Source organism: Pseudomonas sp. GW822-FHT02E03, from assembly GCF_058802325.1.
Genome location: NZ_JBXAOA010000053.1, coordinates 1 through 16,115, shown reverse-complemented (window position 1 = coordinate 16,115; position 16,115 = coordinate 1). Strand labels below are relative to the sequence as shown.

Below are 16,115 nucleotides of genomic sequence, written 5' to 3'. Positions count from 1 at the left end.
AGAAGTCTCTAGATAACTCTGCGTTACCGATTCCGACTTTTTTTAAAAGTCCCTATAAATCATGGGCCTATATTTCACGCCCAACACCTCAGCACCACTAGCCGATGACAGACCGCGATTAACAGGTGGTCGGGGAAACTGAGTGCACCCCTTGGTTTTGGGAGGCCGCGTTTGGCCCAGGCTGTTGTGACTGGCCGAAATCCCCCGGGCTGACGTTCAGGGAAAACGAATCCGTCGTCCTTTTCCCCGGCGTCAAACCAAGGTTTCGGTGAGAGCGGGGCCTATGTGTGTTCCGAATGGAATTGCGCGCAAAGGTGCAGTACTTTGTATTTGTAGCACCCTCGTGTCGCAGTCCTGTCCAGGTTGAGAGGTGGCCTTCATGAACAACATCATCTACATCGTCGGGGTCGTTGTGATCGTCGTGGTTATCCTGTCATTCCTCGGGTTTGCATAGCTTTGAAGACCCACTGAACGATTGCCGGGCACCTTGCAGATGCATCTGAAGCAGTCAAGCCTTGACCCACCGTTGACGGCTCCAGCTGCTCAATGTATCGACGGCGAATACCAGTAACAGCATGGCCAGAATAACCGTGCTGGCTTGCGCTTCCTGGAACAGGCTGAGGCTGACATAAAGCATTTGCCCCAAACCACCGGCGCCGACGAAGCCGAGCACACTGGCCATGCGGATATTGTTTTCCCAGCGGTACAGGACGTAGGCCAGTAGCTGTGGCAACAGGTTGGGCAGGGTGCCGTAACAGAAAGCCCATATGGCATTGCCGCCCTGCAAGCGGATGGCTTCGGCCGGTTCCGGTGGGGTGTTTTCCAGCGCTTCGGCGAACAGTCGGCCGAGCACGCCGGTGGTGTGCAGGGCTAGCGCCAGGGTACCGGCATTGGGGCCCAGACCAGCGGCAAGGACCATCAGTGCGGCCCACACCAGTTCCGGAACCGCGCGCAAGGCGTTGAGCACCAGGCGCGACGCGCTCTGCAATGGCCAGCCGAAGCGCCCGGCCGCAGGCAAGGCCAATAGCAGACCGAATACCGCCGCGAGCAGGGTGCCCAGGGCAGACATGGCAATGGTTTCCAGGGCGCCGTGGCCGATGGCTTGCAGATGGCCGGAGCTCAGGTCCGGGCTGAGAAAACGCTGCGCATAAGCGCCCATCTGCTTCAGATTGCCAGTGCCGCCCAGCTCGCCGAGGTCGATGCCCAGGTAGATGAACGAGGCGATCACTGCTGCGCCGATGCAGAGCAGCAGTGCCAGATTGATCAGGCGATTCATGCCAGCCTCCAGCGCAACAGGCGGCTGAGTTGATCGGCGAGCAGTACCAATACGAGGAACGTCAGTAACAAACTGGCCACTTCGCCGCCGGCGAACATGCGCAACGACAGATCTATTTGCTGGCCCAGACCGCCGGCACCAACGAAGCCCATCACCACTGAGGCGCGGATGGCGCATTCCCAGCGGTACACCGTGTACGACAGCAATTCCGCCGCGACATTGGGCAGGATCCCGTAGCAGAAGGCTGCGAGCCGACTGCTGCCCGATTGCAGTAGCGCGTGCGTCGGGCGCTGGTCGACCGACTCGAAAATTTCCGCGTAAACCTTACCCAACATGCCGCTGTAGGTAATGGCAATGGCCAGCACCCCGGCCGTCGGGCCGAGGCCGACGGCGCGCACGAACAGCAGGGCCCAGACGATTTCCGGCACGCTGCGCAGGAAGATCAGCAAACCGCGTATCGGCCAACGCAGCAGTTGGCCCCAATAGCTCGGGTGGCCGGCACGGGAGGCCGCAGACAGCGACAGAGCACGGCTGGCCAACAGGCTGGCGGGGACTGCCAACAGCAACGCCAGGGCCATGCCGGCCGTGGCGATGGCCAGGGTCTGCAGGGTGGCTTGCAACAGCAGCTCAATGAACTCTTCGCCATGGGCCGGCGGCCAGAAAGCTGAGACAAACCGGCCCATCTCGCTCTGACTGTCACTCGCCACCAGCACGCTGAGGTCCAATTCGCTGAAGTGGATCCCTGGCCACAGCAAGACGAGGGCCAGCAAGATGAACAGCAGGCGGGGCCGGGTGGCCGGATCTCGGGTATCACGGGTCAGCATCGGGGAATCTGCACACTCAAGGGCGCCGGAGCAATCGGTGGGGATAGCAGTTGTTCGTTGGCGTAGAGCTTGTCGAGCAACTCACGGTCGACTTCGCTGGCCTGAAGGTCGAACAGGATCTGTCCATCACGCAAGCCGATGATGCGCGAAAAATGCGCCAGGGCCAGCTCCACCGCATGCAGGCTGGCGACCAGGGTGACGTTGTGCTGCCGGGCATGGCTACAGAGCACCGAAAGCGTGTGCTGGGCCAACACGGGGTCCATGGCCGAAACCGGCTCATCGGCCAGCAACACCTCGGGCGCCTGGTACAACACGCGGGCAATGCCCACGCGCTGCAGCTGTCCACCGGACAATTGCTGGCATTGCGCGAACAACTTGTCACTCAGGTCCAGCCGGGCCAATGCCGCGCGTGCGCCCGGAATATCCAGTGGGTGCAGCAGGTTCAGCAGGCTCTTGCCTAGACCCCACTGCCCCAGCTTACCGGCCAGAACCGCGGTGACCACACGCTGGCGCGGTGGCAGGGGAGGCGACTGATGGATCAGGCCGATGCGTGCGCGCAGACGCTGACGCTGACGGGCAGAAAGCTGCCAGGCTCGCTCACCGAGCACCTGCAGCTCGCCGTTGCCCGGGCGCAGGGCGGTGGCCAGCAGGTTGAGCAGGCTCGACTTGCCCGCGCCGGACGGGCCGATGATGGCGACCTGCTCGCTTGCACCGATGTGCAGGTCCACGCCGCGCAGCGCCTGGACGCCATTGGCGTGGGTAAGGCTGATCTGGGTCAGACGCAATGTCATTTGAGCAGTTCGGCGGCGAGGGCGGCTTCCTCGATGCCCTTGTAGTTCTCAGGCTTGGTTTCGATGAATCGGCTGGCGGCCTGCAGATCCAGAATCTCCTTGTCCGCAGGCTTCGCCGGATCGAGGGCCAGGAAGGCTGCCTTAATCTTGGCCGCCAGCGCCGGGTCGAGGGTCCCGCGCACCGTCCAGTTGTAGTCGAAGTAGGCCGGAGTGGTCGCAAACACTTTGACCTTGGTGGTGTCGACCTTGCCGGCGGCGACCAGTTTTTCCCACACGCTGGCGTTCAGTACCCCGGCGTCGACCTTGCCAGCCTGGACCCAGGCGACAGTGGCGTCATGGGCACCGGAGTAGCCGACTCGGCTGAAGTAGGTTTCAGGCTTGATGCCGTCCTTGAGCATAAAGTAGCGCGGCATAAGACTGCCCGATGTGGAGGACACCGAGCCGAAGGCAAAGGTCTTGCCCTTGAGATCGGCGAGGGACTTGACGGCAGGGTCGGCGGTGATGAATTTGCTGGTGAATTGGGCGTCCTGTTCGCGCTGTACCAGCGGAATGGCATTGCCGGTTTTCAGGCGTGCCTGCACGAACGTGAAGCCGCCCAGCCAGGCCAGGTCGATGCGGTCGGTAGCCAGCGCCTCGACCACGGCCGGGTAGTCGCTCACGGGCACGAACTCGACTTTCATGCCCAACTGTTGTTCCAGATAGGCGCCAAGCGGCTTGAACTTTCGCAGCAGTTCGGTCGGGGCTTCATCGGGAATCGCGCTGACTTTCAGCGTATCGGCGGCCTGCGCCAACAGGGTGCAAAAAGGCAGGATCAAGCTGACGGCCAATGCCAGGGTACGCTTGAGCATGAAAATCTCCGGTGTATGAACAAAAGAATGTCGAGGCGCCAAGCATGCCTGGCGCTTTGTGAGGGTAGACGAAAGGGAGCGATATTGACCGCTTTTGGCCCAATTGCAATCGTTCATGAATGGACAAAATATCTGGACCAGAATTGTTACGTTGTCGGGCTTGTTGCTTCCAGGTGACTGAGCAACCACTCGCTGAAGCTTCGTGCATTGCTCTCACTGTCCCGATGGGTCAGCAAGGCCCAGTTCGGGCCGCGAATGGTTTGCTCCACCAAGGGTTGCAACAAGCCGTTGGCGCGTGCCTGCTGACTCAGTAATTGGCTGACCAGGGCGATACCGAGCCCTGCACAAGCAGCGTCCAGCAGCAAGCCGGGGTCGGAGAAGTTCAGCCCCTGATCTTGCTGGCCTACATCGATGCCGGCTTCCACCGCCCAGTGACTCCAGTCCATTTCCCGCTCGCCATGAAGGGTTGTGCGCTGTTCGCGTGGCAGCGCCAACAGGTTCGGGTGACAGGCCGGGTAGAGGCGGTCTGCGTGCAGCACCTTGAAGCTGCATTCGGCTTGAGAGCTGATGTCATCGCGCACAGCGAGGTCGATAGTCTGGCTGGCCATGTCCGGGACTTCATCGGTGCTGAAAATCCATAGATCGACTTCCGGATGCTGACGGCGAAAATCCCCCAGGCGCGGCAGCAGCCAGTGACGGGCGAACGCCGGGGTGGTGTTGAGTACCAGTTGGTTGGGTTTCTGATACTGCCCAAGGCGGCGAATGCCGACGGCCAGTTGTTGCAGCAGCGTCTGGGTGGTGCTGAGCAGGTCGTGACCTGCATCGGTCAGGCTGACGCTGCGTCCGCTGCGAAAGAACAAGGGCTGTTCAAGGTACGCCTCAAGGCTGCGAATCTGCTGACTGATGGCGGACTGGGTAAGGTGCAACTCGTCGGCGGCCTTGTGGAAACTGCCCAGCCGGGCAGCGGCTTCAAAGCCGCGGAGGGTGCCGAGCGGTGGCCAGTGCTTGAGCATATCGATAAGTTCTCCTAATCAGTTTTCCGCAAAATCCATCGTTTGTTTGCCCTTTTTTACAGCCGTAGCATGCATGCCAAGACCGCCAGTGCAATTTTCGTTGAACACAATGGCTTAACTTAAAGGTACTTGTCATGCAGCAGAATGAAATTCGAAACAGTGGTTGGGTGATGCCGGCAGAGTGGGTCAGGCACGCCGCGACCTGGATGGTTTGGCCACATAACCAGGCGCTCTGGGAATCGGGTTGGGGCGTTACGCTGGCGCTGGTCCAAGAGGACTTCGCCCGCGTGGCCAACGCCATCGCCCGTTTTGAACCGGTGAAGATGGTCGTCGACCCCTCGGCAGTCTCCAGTGCCCACGCGCTGTGCGGCCCCAACATCGAATTGATCGAGCTGGCGGTGAATGACAGCTGGTGCCGGGACTCCGGCCCAAGCTTCGTTTGCCACCGGCAACAAGGCCTGGCCGGTGTGAGCTGGCGCTTCAACGCGTGGGGCGGCAAGTCGGCGCATGATCTGGACGAAAGCCTGGCGCGCCGCGCACTCAATCACCTGGGCGTGCAGTGTTTTGGTACACCGCTGAGTAACGAAGGCGGCGCCATCCATGTCGACGGCGAAGGCACGCTGATCACTACCGAGTCAGTGCTGCTCAATCCCAATCGCAACCCGGGCATGAACAAGGCCGAGATGGAAGAAATCTTCACCCGTTTGCTGGGTGTGAAGAAGACCATCTGGCTGCCGGGCGATCCGGATCATGTAACCGGCGACATGACTGACGGCCACGTCGATGGCGTGTGCGCATTCGCGCGTCCTGGCGTGTTGCTGGTGGACGCCACTCACGACAAGCACTCGGTGTATGCCGAAGTGGTACGGGAAAACCGTCGCGCTTTGGAGCTGGCAACAGATGCCCAAGGCCGAAAATTCGAGTTGATCGAGTTGTATGAAGCGAGCGATGCCGTGGACGCCGGCGCTGAAGTGTTCTGTGCCTCCTACACCAACTTCTACATCGCCAACAACGCCATCATCATGCCGGCCTATGGCATTGATGCCGACCATGCGGCTGCGAAAGTGTTGGCCCAGGCCTTCCCCGACCACGAAGTGGTACCGGTGCGGATCAATCATCTGGCGCATGGCGGCGGCGGGGTGCATTGCATCACCCAGCAACAACCCGCCTGGCCATTGGAGGGTTGATGCCATGACCCTGTTGACGATTGCCACCACCCAGATGCCCTGCACCTGGGACTTGCAACACAACCTCGATCAGGCTGAGCGGTTGGTGCGTGAGGCAGCTGCCAAAGGCGCCCAGGTCATCCTGTTGCAGGAGCTGTTTGCCACACCGTATTTCTGCATCGAGCAAAGCCACAAACACCTGGCGCTGGCCGAAGAATATCGAGACAGCCCTGTACTCAAGCGCTTTGCCGCTTTGGCCAAAGAGTTGGGGGTGGTGCTGCCGCTGAGCTGGTTCGAGAAGGCAGGCAATGCCTACTTCAATTCGTTGAGCGTGGCCGATGCTGACGGGCGCTTGCTGGGTGTGTATCGCAAGACCCATATTCCCAACGCCATCGGTTATCAGGAGAAGGAGTACTTCAGCCCCGGCGATACGGGCTTTCGTGTCTGGGACACGGCTTTTGGGCGCATCGGTGTGGGGATCTGCTGGGATCAGTGGTTCCCCGAGACCGCGCGTTGCCTGGCGTTGATGGGGGCCGAAGTCTTGCTGTTTCCCACCGCCATTGGCTCTGAACCTGGTTGCGCAGCGCTGGACTCACGTGACCACTGGCAAATGACCATGCGCGGCCATGCGGCTGCCAACATCCTTCCGGTCGTGGCGGCCAATCGCGTCGGCCCAGAGGTGGCGACCACCGATCCGACCCTGCAGATGAACTTCTACGGCTCGTCCTTTATCTGCAACCACAAGGGCAAGCTGCTCGCCGAAGCCGACCGAGACAGTACCGGTGTGCTGGTTCACAGCCTGGATTTGACCGCCATGCGTGAAGAGCGCCTGAGCTGGGGCATTTACCGCGACCGTCGTCCGGACATGTACGGGGCGCTGTTAAGCCAGGATGGTCGTCACCTCAATGCACGCTGGAACACTCAAGGGGTTTGATATGCGCATGTCCAACAAGCTGTTGATCGGCGCGCTGGGATTGGCGCTTGGCGGTGCCTTGCCGTCGCTGCACGCGCAGGAGAAAACCCTCAGGCTGTACAACTGGGCCGACTATTTTGCCGAGGACACCCTGACCCGATTCACCGCCGAAACCGGGATCAAAGTGATCTACGACGTCATGGATGGCAGTGAGACGCTGGAAGCCAAGATGCTGGCTGGCGGCAGTGGTTATGACCTGATCTTCCCGGGCGACACCGTGGCCGAGCGCTTGATGCGCGCCGGCAGCCTGCTGCCGCTGGACCGGTCAAAACTCACGGCCCTGGATGACATCGAACCCGGTTTGCAGAAACTGCGCACGCATTATGTGCATTCGAACCAGGCCACTGTCCCTTACACCTGGGGCACCATCGGCCTGACCTACAATGCCGAGCAGATCAAACAGCGCATGCCGGATGCCCCGGTCAACAGCCTGGACATGCTGTTCAAACCTGAACTGGCCGCCAGGTTTGCCGACTGCGGTATTTCGATGATCGATTCGCCGGACGAAGTGCTGGCGGTGGCGCTCAATTACCTCGGTCGTGAGCCACGCAGTGCAAAGCCTGAAGACCTGGCGGCGGCGAGTGAACTGTTGCTCAAACTACGGCCGTACATACGCAAGTTCCAGTCGCAGCCGGTGACCGATCTGGTGAACGGCAACCTGTGCCTGTCGCTCGGTTACAGCGGGGATATGACGCAGGCGCAACGGACAGCGGACACCGCCGGCAAGAAGACCACGTTCCAGTACCGGATTCCCCGTGAAGGCACCACGGTGTGGATGGATACCATGGCGATTCCCGTCGACGCCAGACATCCGGAGTACGCCTATGCATTCATCAACTTCGTCATGCGCCCGCAGAACATGGCCGCGATCAGTAACTTCACCGGTTATCCCACCTCCAATGCCAAGGCACGTCCGAGCGTCGATGCGACCATGCGCAACAACCCGGATATTTACCTCGACGAGGCCACTTACGAACGGCTGATTCCTGGCAAGGACATTCCCCAGCCCGACATGCGGGCGCGCATGCGAACCTGGACCAAGTTCAAGACAGCCACCACGAAATGACTTCAGACAAACATTCAGGAATCATCATGTCGACTCGTCGAGAGTTCATCAAACACGTATCGGTAGTGGCCGGTTTAGGCGCTGCAGTATCCATTGGACTTGGCCTGACGCCCTTGAACGCAGGAGCGGCCACACAAGGTGTCTGGCGCATGCCGGATGAGGGCGACAAACACCGGCGAGCCTTCGTCGCGTTTGGCGCGCAGGAGGCCATCTGGGAGGATTTCACCCCTGATGTGCAAGAGGCCATTGGCCTGATTGCTCGCACCATCGCCCACTATGAGCCGGTGACCGTGTTCTGTCGCAGTAACGAGCGGGGGCTGGCCGAAGAACATTGCGGCACGACTAACATCACTTACGTCACCACCGAACTCGACGATGTCTGGATGCGTGATATCGGGGCCAATTTTGTCATCGATGGAGCAGGCGGGCTCGGCGCCGTGGATTTCAACTTCAACGGCTGGGGCAACAAGCAGCAGTACAGTAAGGATGCGCAGGTGGCCGCTTTGGTTGCCGACACAGTGGATGCCGATCACATCCGCAGCGAGTTGGTGGGCGAGGGCGGTGGTATTGAAGTCGATGGTCACGGAACAGGGATCATGACCGAAAGCAGCTGGATCAATAGCAACCGCAATCCCGACTGGAGCAAGGCCGAGGTCGAGCAAGAGCTGAAAGCCCGCCTGGGCTTGCGCAAAATCATCTGGCTGCCGGGCATCAAAGGCAAGGACATCACCGACGCCCACGTCGACTTCTACGCCCGCTTCGTCAAGCCAGGCGTGGTGATCGCCAACCTCGACAACGACCCTGAGTCCTACGACCGGAAAGTGACACTGGCCCACCTGGAGATTCTCAAACAGGCCACGGATGCCGACGGCCGCAAACTGCAGGTGCATACCGTGTCGCCACCGCTCAATCCACGCAAGAGCAAGTTCAGCCGCAACAACCCGGACTTTGCCGCCGGCTACATCAACTACTTCGTCATCAACGGGGCAATCATTGCGCCGGAGTTTGGTGACAAGGCGGCAGATACCAGAGCCTTTGATCTGTTGTCTGAGCTCTACCCGGACCGTGAGGTGGTACAGCTCAACATCGACGCGATCGCCGCCGGTGGTGGCGGTATCCACTGTGTGACCAGTCACCAACCGCAGGCGTAGTCTGGACCAGCGCGTCGGTATGCCCTTGCATCCGCGGGCGCGGGTTAACCCTCCAGAGCCGCTTCGATCGCAGCGATGTCGATCTTGCCCATCCCCATCATGGCGTCGAACGCGCGCTTGGCCGCCGCTTGATCAGGATTGGCTATCGCGGCGTGATGGAACGGCCGTTATGGATCGGCTCTGTAGAAGAGACTGAATCCGAACGCTGACTTTTCAGAATCGGCCGAAACACCCGGTTTAGTAAGGGCAGCTCTCAACCCATGGCGATCATCTATCAGAACGCGACACCTCATTCGTGGGATCACCCTCGGCCAGCATCTGCCTCATGATTTCCCGCTCCTGCGGGCCAGGCAAAACGCCGCTGGTTTCTCCTTCCAGCACGGTAATGCCGTCCTCGTTGGTCATCGTGATAACCGCCGTCGCACGACCTTTTTCATCCATGTCCTTGATGAGCCAATGACAGGTGACGGTATCCCCTGGATAAACGGGGCGCTTGAAGTGGAAAGTCATCGCTGAGGCCAGCCAGCCAATCTGGCCGCCGATTTCAGTCATCAGGCTCGCCGTCAGCAGGCCATGAGAAACCGGCGCTTTAAGGCGTCGGGCTTCGGCGAAACGCGCATCGAAATGCACCGGATTGTAGTCGCGGGAGATCTGCGCGAAGTGCTGGATATCTTCCGCCGAGAAGCAGCGGGAGAGGGTGAAGCTATCACCCGTTTGAAGCCCTTCGGCTGCACGCTGTCTGAAGCTTTTCATTGAAGTCCCTTGTCCTGTCGACTAGAAGGAATGCTCGTCCCCTGGAAAGTCGCCCGCTTGCACATCGCCGGCGAAGTCGCGCGCGGCCCCGAGCAACACGCCCCGCATGTCGGCGTATTGTTTGACAAACCTGGGCAGAGGCCCGGTACGCAGCCCCGCCATGTCCTGCCAAACCAATACTTGGGCGTCGCAACCGTTGCCGGCGCCAATGCCGACGGTAGGAATGGAAACGGCGGCAGTGATGCGTGCAGCGACTTCAGCAGGCACCATTTCAATGAGCAGCGCGAAGGCGCCGGCGGCCTCGAAGGCGCGGGCACTCTCGATCAGTCGCTGCGCATTGTCACCTCGTCCCTGAACACGATAGCCACCCAATTGATGCTCGGATTGCGGGGTAAAACCAATGTGAGCCATTACCGGAATCCCCGAGCGGGTGAGTTTCTCGACCTGCGGCAGCATCTCAATGTCACCCTCGATTTTCACCGCATGGGCGCCACCTTCCTTCATGAAACGGACAGCGGTATGAAAACATTGCTCGGCAGAGGCCTGGTAGGAGCCGAAGGGCAGGTCGGCAATCACCAATGGTCTGCGGGTTGATCGGGTGACGGCCCGTACCAGTGGAATCAGCTCGTCAACCGTGACGGGAAGCGTGGATTCATGACCGTAGACATTGTTGGATGCCGAGTCGCCCACCAGCAGAACAGGAATGCCGGCTTCTTCGAAAATCGTGGCCGTGTACATGTCGTAGGCCGTCAGCATCGCCCACGTCTGGCCTTGCACTTTCATCTGTTGCAGATGAGGAATCCGGATACGTGATTTCACATTCGACACTTCGTTGTTGCCGTAAGGCGAGAACGTGTCACTCATTATCTTTTCCTCCGAGATGAATAATCGCTCAGTGCAAGATCTGCTCGATCAGCAACAGCACCGCGATAATGATCATGATCGCCCCCGAAAGCCGACTGACCACTTGAGCCGCAACGGGACGTGCCTGCAACACGATTCGAGAGCCGAACCCCACCAGCAGATAAATCACGCCGCAACTGAACGCGTGGAGCAGGCCTAACGCGATAATTTGCATCGGCACTGGCCAGGAAGCGGTCGGGTCGGTGAATTGAGGCAGTAGCGCCAGGAACAGCAGAAATACCTTGGGGTTGAGGCCGCTCACGCAAAGCCCTTTAAAGGTCCAGCGCGCCCAGGAGGCGGATTCCTGGGCCTGTCCCGCGCGAGGAACCGAGGGATGCACAAGCATGTTGATGCCCAGCCACAGCAGATACCCAGCCCCACCCACGGTGAGCACCGAAAGGGCAACGGGGTTGCTTGCAACAAGTCCGCCGACACCGGCCGCCACGACCAACGTTGCGACTAAATGCCCGATCAACAGCCCGGCCACGGCGGGCATCACGACACGCCCAAACAAGCCCGCCGAGATCGCGTACGCCCAATCCGCCCCCGGGGTTATAACAAACAAAAACGACACAGCCCAGAATGCGGCGAGAACACTAAGGGTCATATTCGCCACCTTCTTATTTCAACGGGTACTTGCATGTTTCTATCTCGCAGACATTGAGAGGCGTTCCGACTTTTTTCAGAAAGTACGGACGACCAGCCATAAAGTTCACGGAAAGAATAATTGAAACCGGCTAGAATATTTTCTCTATTATTCCAGTCTGGATATCGCGTTGAGGGAGATTCTTCTATATGGACAGGATTGATCTGAAAATTCTTGCTGAGCTTCAGGCGGACGGGCGCCTGTCGGTGACTGAGTTGGCAGAGCGGGTCGGTCTTAGCCTGTCCCCATGCCATCGTCGGGTGCGTGCCCTGGAGGAATCAGGCGTGATTCTGGGTTATCGCGCACAGCTCGCTCCCGCCGCGCTCGGCCTTAACTTTTCGGCAATGGTGTTTGCGACGCTTCGCGAGGGCGATCGCCGGGCGGTTGAAGCATTCGAGGTGGCGCTTCAGGCGATCCCCCAGATAGTGGAGGCTCAAAGGCTTTTTGGAGAGCCTGATTACCTTCTCCATGTCGTCACCGGAGATCTGCCAGCGTTCCAGCAGCTTTACGATGAGCGCCTTTCCACGTTGCCTAACGTTCAGCGCCTGACTTCCACCCTGGTGATGAAACGAGTCATTCAAGACCGTTCGCTTCCTCTGTGACTTGAGCAAGTTTCATCGTCGACAGGCGATCCGAAGGCCTCGCCCCTTCGCTAATTACCGTCCGCCACCTTGCGTTCTATCTCCGCTATTTTTCGCCTGAGCTCTTCAGCCTCCAGCTCCTGGGCATGAGTTTGATTTACACCTTCGGCGTCACTGTCGCTGTCCTCAAGCTCTGTTTCAATCACATCGTCGGGTTTGCCAGACGTATCGGCAGGCGGGACGTTCGAGGGCGTTTCTGATTTGTCGTCTTTAACACGGTCATCATTGTTCATTTCGCTCACCTCCATTGGCCTACACATTGGATTCAGCGGTATGGAGGGAGTTCGGGTTTTTCAGTCTTTATGACGCGGTTCAGTGCTTGCCGTTTTCAGTAACGTCTCTCCCTTGCCTCAATGGCATGTCGCAAACGCTCTCTCGCGTGTCGTCCCCGGCCCCAACACCATTTTCGTCGATGATAAAGACCCGCTTCGTCACGGCTTTCAACTGGCCTGATCGGTCGCATAATGGTGCTAGGGCTTTTTGAGCTTCTGCAGGTAGCATGACGCTTTACAAGCGCACCAAATGACAGATTGGCTAACGTAACCGAGTGGGTCGAACATTGATCGAACGACGTCAATTCAGCGGAGGCATGAAAGGGAAAAACCTCCGCTATCTGAATGAAAACCCTGGTGAGGCTGCTCGAATGACTCGGACAGGCTTTTTGCTGCTCGAGCATTTCTCGCTGCCCGCGTTCACGCAAGCGCTGGATACGATTGTCACCGCGAATCTTCTGCGCCCCGGGTTGTTCTCTTCCCGAACGTTCGGCTTGAATGAGGGGGAGGTCATCAGCGACCTGGGCCTGGTCATTCGGCCGGATGCTCGTATCGATTCTTCAGCCATTCACAACCTGGACCTGCTGGTCATTTGCGGCGGCTACCGGACAGAACTGAAGGCGACTGATGAGTTCATCAGCCTGTTGCGAGCGGCGGCAGATCAGGGTGTCAGTCTGGCCGGGTTGTGGAATGGTGCGTGGTTCCTGGGCAGCGCAGGCTTGCTCGATGGATACCGTTGCGCCATTCACCCCGAACATCGTCCCGCACTCGCGGAAATCTCCAAGGCGACGCATGTCACCAGTGAACCCTATGTGATTGATCGAGACCGGCTCACCGCGTCCAGTCCCTCTGGGGCATTTCATATGGCGTTGGACTGGATCAAGGAACTGCACGATAAAGCCCTGGTCGAGGGTATCGAGGACATTCTTGCTTTCGAGGAGTCTCGTTATCGGCGCATCAAACCGGCTGAAAATATCTGTGTGAGCGCGCCATTGCGAGAGGTGGTCAAGCTGATGGACGCCAACCTCGAAGAGCCTCTGGAGCTGGAGCAACTGGCAGTCTACGCGGGCCGTTCCCGGCGACAACTCGAACGCTTGTTCAAGGAGCAACTCGGGACCACGCCGCAGCGATATTACATGGAGCTGCGCATCACCGAAGCGCGTCGACTCCTTCAGCACACAGAGCTGTCCCAGGTAGACGTGCTGGTTGCCTGTGGCTTTGTGTCGCCCAGTCATTTCAGCAAGTGCTATAGCTCGTACTTCGGCTATAGGCCTTCCAAGGAAAAACGGCTGGTCAAATAGCCGCTTTTTGAGTCCCGGTGAGGATCGCCCGACGGCGCAAAAACTGCCGTCGGGAATGGCCCGGTGGTAGCCGCTCGCTGGAGCCGGGCCACCGGATCAGTCCGCAGATTCAGCGCTTGGCCGCCATCGCGGTAACTTCCACGCGCATACCTTCGACCGCCAGAGAGGCCACGCCAACGGCGGCGCGAACCGGCCAGGGCTTGGTGAAGAAGCGCTTGTAGACTTCGTTGAAAGCGGCGCGATCGGCCATGTCAGTGAGGTAGATGGTCAGATGCAGAATCCGGTCCATCGAACTGCCGGCAAGCTCCAACGCTACCTTGAGCGCTTGCAGAGTGCATTCACTCTGCTCGGTGATGCCACCCAGCTCCAGACTGCCGTCGGCGCGGGTGGGGATTTGAGTGGAGACCAACAGGCCACCGAAACCGGCGACATCGGAGGAGATGGATTCCGGGTCTGGGTCGGGGAGAAAGGTGATGTCGCGATTTGCCATGAGGGTTCTCTTGCTTGAGGTGGTAAAGGGCGGTTGTGTATGGGGCGGCTGGCAGCAGGCCAGATTAGCCATGCGGCCAGTTTACAGCCCCATCGTCGTGACTCAATGCCAGTCAGTTAAAGCGCGAAACCTGTGGGAGCGGGCTTGCTCGCGAAGGCGTTGTGTCAGGCAACATCAATGTTGACTGTGCCGCCGTCTTCGCGAGCAAGCCCGCTCCCACATGGATTGCGCATAACTGACTGGCATTACTTTATAGAGATCGCCCTTTTTTTTGCTTAACGCGATCATCCGGTGAGAGCACTTCAAGCGTCAGCTAACGAGACTATCTGCCAGCCTCATGGCCTGCTGAGTCGCGGCCTTGCGAGCACTCAGGTCAACGTCTTCCCCCAGGATGGTTTTCTCGACAATCACCGAGTGCACATCGCTCACGCCGATAAATTGCAGCCAGGCTTCCACGTAGGGCTTCTGAAAGTCGAAGCGCTCCGCTGGCGTGATCGACTGCGCCGAAAAATCCAGGCCGCGGGCGTACATCACCACGGCGGTTTTGTTGTGCAGCATGCCTTCCAGACCGCGCTCCGGGTCGAAGCTGAATAAAATGTCTTTCTGCGACACCAGGTCGATGAAGTGTTTGAGCTTGTACGGGATGCTGAAATTCCACAGTGGCACGGACATCACCAGGACGTCTGCGCGGTGCAGGAACCCGGCCAGGTCTTTCAAGGTGTTCCAGGCGTCTTGCTGCGCCGGGCTCAAGGGCGTGCCATTGAGCCCGGCGTATTTGGCGTCCATTGCCAGCTCATCGAATTCCGGCAAAACCATATTCCAAAGATCGAGGGTGATGATCTCGGTGTCCGGGGTGTTTTCTTGATAGCGCGCAATGAAGCCGCGGGCGACTTCAAGGGAGGCCGACCGTTGTTTGCGCGGCGAACATTCGATATGCAGAAGGGTGGTCATGGCGTGTCTCGGGCGGGGAAGTTGGATTATTGCAACATAGTTTTATTTGGAATATAAATCGTGAATAAATAAGCCATTAATCACGAATAGAACTATGTTCGATGTGCTGTTGTTAAAAACATTCGTCACCGTCGTCGATGAAGACGGTTTCAGTCGCGCAGCCGAAAAGCTGCACCTGACCCAATCTGCGGTCAGCGGTCACATGCGGCGACTTGAAGAACAAGTCGGTAAACCGCTATTGAAGCGTACGACCCGTACCCAGCAATTGACGCCCGATGGCGAGCGCCTGATCGCGTATGCGCGGACGATCCTCGCGCTGAACCGCGATGCCTGGGCGCAACTGACGCGCACACCGTTTCACGGACGGGTGCGAGTCGGGGTGTCGGAGGATTTTGTCGAGCCGCGATTGCTGCGGGCTTTGCAGGATTTCGCGGCGCAGTACCCGGGCATGGAAATCGACGTGCAGGTGGGCATTCCTGGCACGTTGCTGAACCTGATGAAGCAAGGTGATCTTGAGCTGGTCATCGGTTCTCTGTGCGAAACCAGCGAAGCGGGGTTGCTACTGTGGCAAGAACCGCTGGTGTGGGCCTGGTCGGCGCAGCCCGTCACCCAGTTACCGACACCGTTGCCGCTGGCGCTGTTTCCTGAGCCCTGTCCTTATCGTGAGATAGCGCTGCGGCGGCTGGCTCAGGCGGGGATCGCCCAACGTACGGCGATGTCATGCACCAGCACCGCCGGGCTGCGGGCGGCGGCGCTGGCTGGTTTCGCGGTGGCGCCCATGACGGTCAGTCAATTGGGGCAGGGACTGGCGGCTCTAGGTGCGGAGCAAGGATTGCCGGATTTGCCGGATGCGCAGTTTCGATTGTTTGCCTCTGCTGACGCGGATCAGGCGATTGTGGCGGCGCTCACTCAGCTGATTGTGGAGTATTGCTCCACGCGAAGGGCTTGATCGTAACTTTCGAGGCGACAATAGGCCCTAATGAAATGGCTACCCCCGCTGCCCCCTGTGATCGCCCACTAAGCTTTCACCGGGGGCTCATCGGAGATCAT

At 59.2% G+C, this 16,115-nt stretch carries 18 protein-coding genes and 1 pseudogene; 7 read left to right on the top strand and 12 right to left on the bottom strand.

Annotated elements, in window-relative coordinates; genetic code table 11:
- Positions 1–508 precede the first annotated feature (508 nt).
- The 5 genes from phnE (AC1RQB_RS25230) to AC1RQB_RS25210 form a co-directional block, all read right to left on the bottom strand.
- Entirely contained in the window at positions 509–1,276 is a 768-nt protein-coding gene (gene phnE, locus AC1RQB_RS25230; protein ID WP_063343295.1) for a phosphonate ABC transporter, permease protein PhnE, read from the bottom strand.
- Positions 1,273–2,100 carry a phosphonate ABC transporter, permease protein PhnE gene (gene phnE / locus AC1RQB_RS25225; RefSeq protein WP_063343296.1) on the bottom strand — a complete coding sequence of 276 codons (828 nt, stop codon included), beginning with the start codon at positions 2,098–2,100 and terminating at the stop codon, positions 1,273–1,275. The genes phnE (AC1RQB_RS25230) and phnE (AC1RQB_RS25225) overlap by 4 nt, the downstream gene beginning before the upstream one ends.
- A complete protein-coding gene (locus AC1RQB_RS25220) occupies positions 2,094–2,891 on the bottom strand; it encodes a phosphonate ABC transporter ATP-binding protein (RefSeq protein ID WP_063343297.1) in 798 nt (265 codons plus the stop codon). Before AC1RQB_RS25220 ends, phnE (AC1RQB_RS25225) begins: the two co-directional genes overlap by 7 nt.
- Complete coding sequence (locus AC1RQB_RS25215) at positions 2,888–3,739, bottom strand: putative selenate ABC transporter substrate-binding protein (RefSeq protein ID WP_008073185.1); 852 nt, start codon at positions 3,737–3,739, stop codon at positions 2,888–2,890. Before AC1RQB_RS25215 ends, AC1RQB_RS25220 begins: the two co-directional genes overlap by 4 nt.
- A gap of 146 nt (positions 3,740–3,885) precedes the next feature.
- The gene (locus tag AC1RQB_RS25210; protein ID WP_063343298.1) at positions 3,886–4,752 is read right to left on the bottom strand and encodes a LysR substrate-binding domain-containing protein; all 867 of its coding nucleotides are present in this window, start codon (positions 4,750–4,752) and stop codon (positions 3,886–3,888) included.
- A gap of 134 nt (positions 4,753–4,886) precedes the next feature.
- Between AC1RQB_RS25210 and AC1RQB_RS25205 the strand changes: the two genes are divergently transcribed.
- From AC1RQB_RS25205 to AC1RQB_RS25190, 4 genes are read left to right on the top strand one after another with little or no spacing between them, the layout of a single operon-like run.
- Complete coding sequence (locus AC1RQB_RS25205; RefSeq protein ID WP_063343299.1) at positions 4,887–5,939, top strand: agmatine deiminase family protein; 1,053 nt, start codon at positions 4,887–4,889, stop codon at positions 5,937–5,939.
- Positions 5,940–5,943: 4 nt separating this feature from the next.
- Positions 5,944–6,852, top strand: a complete 909-nt coding sequence (gene aguB, locus AC1RQB_RS25200; protein ID WP_063343300.1) for an N-carbamoylputrescine amidase — start codon at positions 5,944–5,946, stop codon at positions 6,850–6,852.
- A 1-nt stretch (position 6,853) separates the two neighbouring features.
- A complete protein-coding gene (locus AC1RQB_RS25195) occupies positions 6,854–7,957 on the top strand; it encodes an extracellular solute-binding protein (RefSeq protein ID WP_063343301.1) in 1,104 nt (367 codons plus the stop codon).
- Positions 7,958–7,983: 26 nt separating this feature from the next.
- Positions 7,984–9,108, top strand: a complete 1,125-nt coding sequence (locus AC1RQB_RS25190; RefSeq protein ID WP_063343302.1) for an agmatine deiminase family protein — start codon at positions 7,984–7,986, stop codon at positions 9,106–9,108.
- Between the two features lie 44 nt (positions 9,109–9,152).
- Here AC1RQB_RS25190 and AC1RQB_RS25185 read toward each other — a convergent pair.
- The 4 genes and pseudogenes from AC1RQB_RS25185 to AC1RQB_RS25170 all read right to left on the bottom strand — a co-directional run.
- Positions 9,153–9,260, bottom strand: a pseudogene (locus AC1RQB_RS25185) (VOC family protein); the annotation flags it as partial.
- Positions 9,261–9,375: 115 nt separating this feature from the next.
- Positions 9,376–9,861, bottom strand: coding sequence for a MaoC family dehydratase (locus AC1RQB_RS25180; RefSeq protein WP_008073178.1), 486 nt, complete (start codon positions 9,859–9,861; stop codon positions 9,376–9,378).
- A 21-nt stretch (positions 9,862–9,882) separates the two neighbouring features.
- Positions 9,883–10,725: a 3-methyl-2-oxobutanoate hydroxymethyltransferase gene (panB, locus tag AC1RQB_RS25175; RefSeq protein WP_008073176.1), complete on the bottom strand. Its 843-nt coding sequence runs from the start codon at positions 10,723–10,725 to the stop codon at positions 9,883–9,885.
- Between the two features lie 28 nt (positions 10,726–10,753).
- Positions 10,754–11,371: a LysE family translocator gene (locus AC1RQB_RS25170; protein WP_063343303.1), complete on the bottom strand. Its 618-nt coding sequence runs from the start codon at positions 11,369–11,371 to the stop codon at positions 10,754–10,756.
- Positions 11,372–11,559: 188 nt separating this feature from the next.
- Here AC1RQB_RS25170 and AC1RQB_RS25165 point away from each other — a divergent pair, with 188 nt between their 5' ends.
- Positions 11,560–12,012, top strand: a complete 453-nt coding sequence (locus AC1RQB_RS25165) for an Lrp/AsnC family transcriptional regulator (protein WP_008073172.1) — start codon at positions 11,560–11,562, stop codon at positions 12,010–12,012.
- Positions 12,013–12,062: 50 nt separating this feature from the next.
- On the opposite strand, the gene AC1RQB_RS25160 is transcribed toward AC1RQB_RS25165, so the two are convergent.
- Complete coding sequence (locus tag AC1RQB_RS25160) at positions 12,063–12,284, bottom strand: hypothetical protein (protein ID WP_063343304.1); 222 nt, start codon at positions 12,282–12,284, stop codon at positions 12,063–12,065.
- Between the two features lie 326 nt (positions 12,285–12,610).
- On the opposite strand from AC1RQB_RS25160, the gene AC1RQB_RS25155 reads away from it, so the two are divergent.
- Positions 12,611–13,624 (top strand): GlxA family transcriptional regulator, encoded by a 1,014-nt coding sequence (locus AC1RQB_RS25155; RefSeq protein WP_198537216.1) that lies wholly within the window; start codon positions 12,611–12,613, stop codon positions 13,622–13,624.
- A gap of 109 nt (positions 13,625–13,733) precedes the next feature.
- Here the strand turns inward: AC1RQB_RS25155 and AC1RQB_RS25150 are convergent, their stop codons facing one another.
- Both AC1RQB_RS25150 and AC1RQB_RS25145 read right to left on the bottom strand, forming a co-directional pair.
- Positions 13,734–14,114, bottom strand: coding sequence for a RidA family protein (locus AC1RQB_RS25150; RefSeq protein WP_008073153.1), 381 nt, complete (start codon positions 14,112–14,114; stop codon positions 13,734–13,736).
- 309 nt (positions 14,115–14,423) lie between these two features.
- Positions 14,424–15,065, bottom strand: coding sequence for an FMN-dependent NADH-azoreductase (locus AC1RQB_RS25145; RefSeq protein WP_063343306.1), 642 nt, complete (start codon positions 15,063–15,065; stop codon positions 14,424–14,426).
- 94 nt (positions 15,066–15,159) lie between these two features.
- On the opposite strand from AC1RQB_RS25145, the gene AC1RQB_RS25140 reads away from it, so the two are divergent.
- Positions 15,160–16,014 carry a LysR substrate-binding domain-containing protein gene (locus AC1RQB_RS25140; protein WP_063343307.1) on the top strand — a complete coding sequence of 285 codons (855 nt, stop codon included), beginning with the start codon at positions 15,160–15,162 and terminating at the stop codon, positions 16,012–16,014.
- Positions 16,015–16,115: the final 101 nt, after the last annotated feature.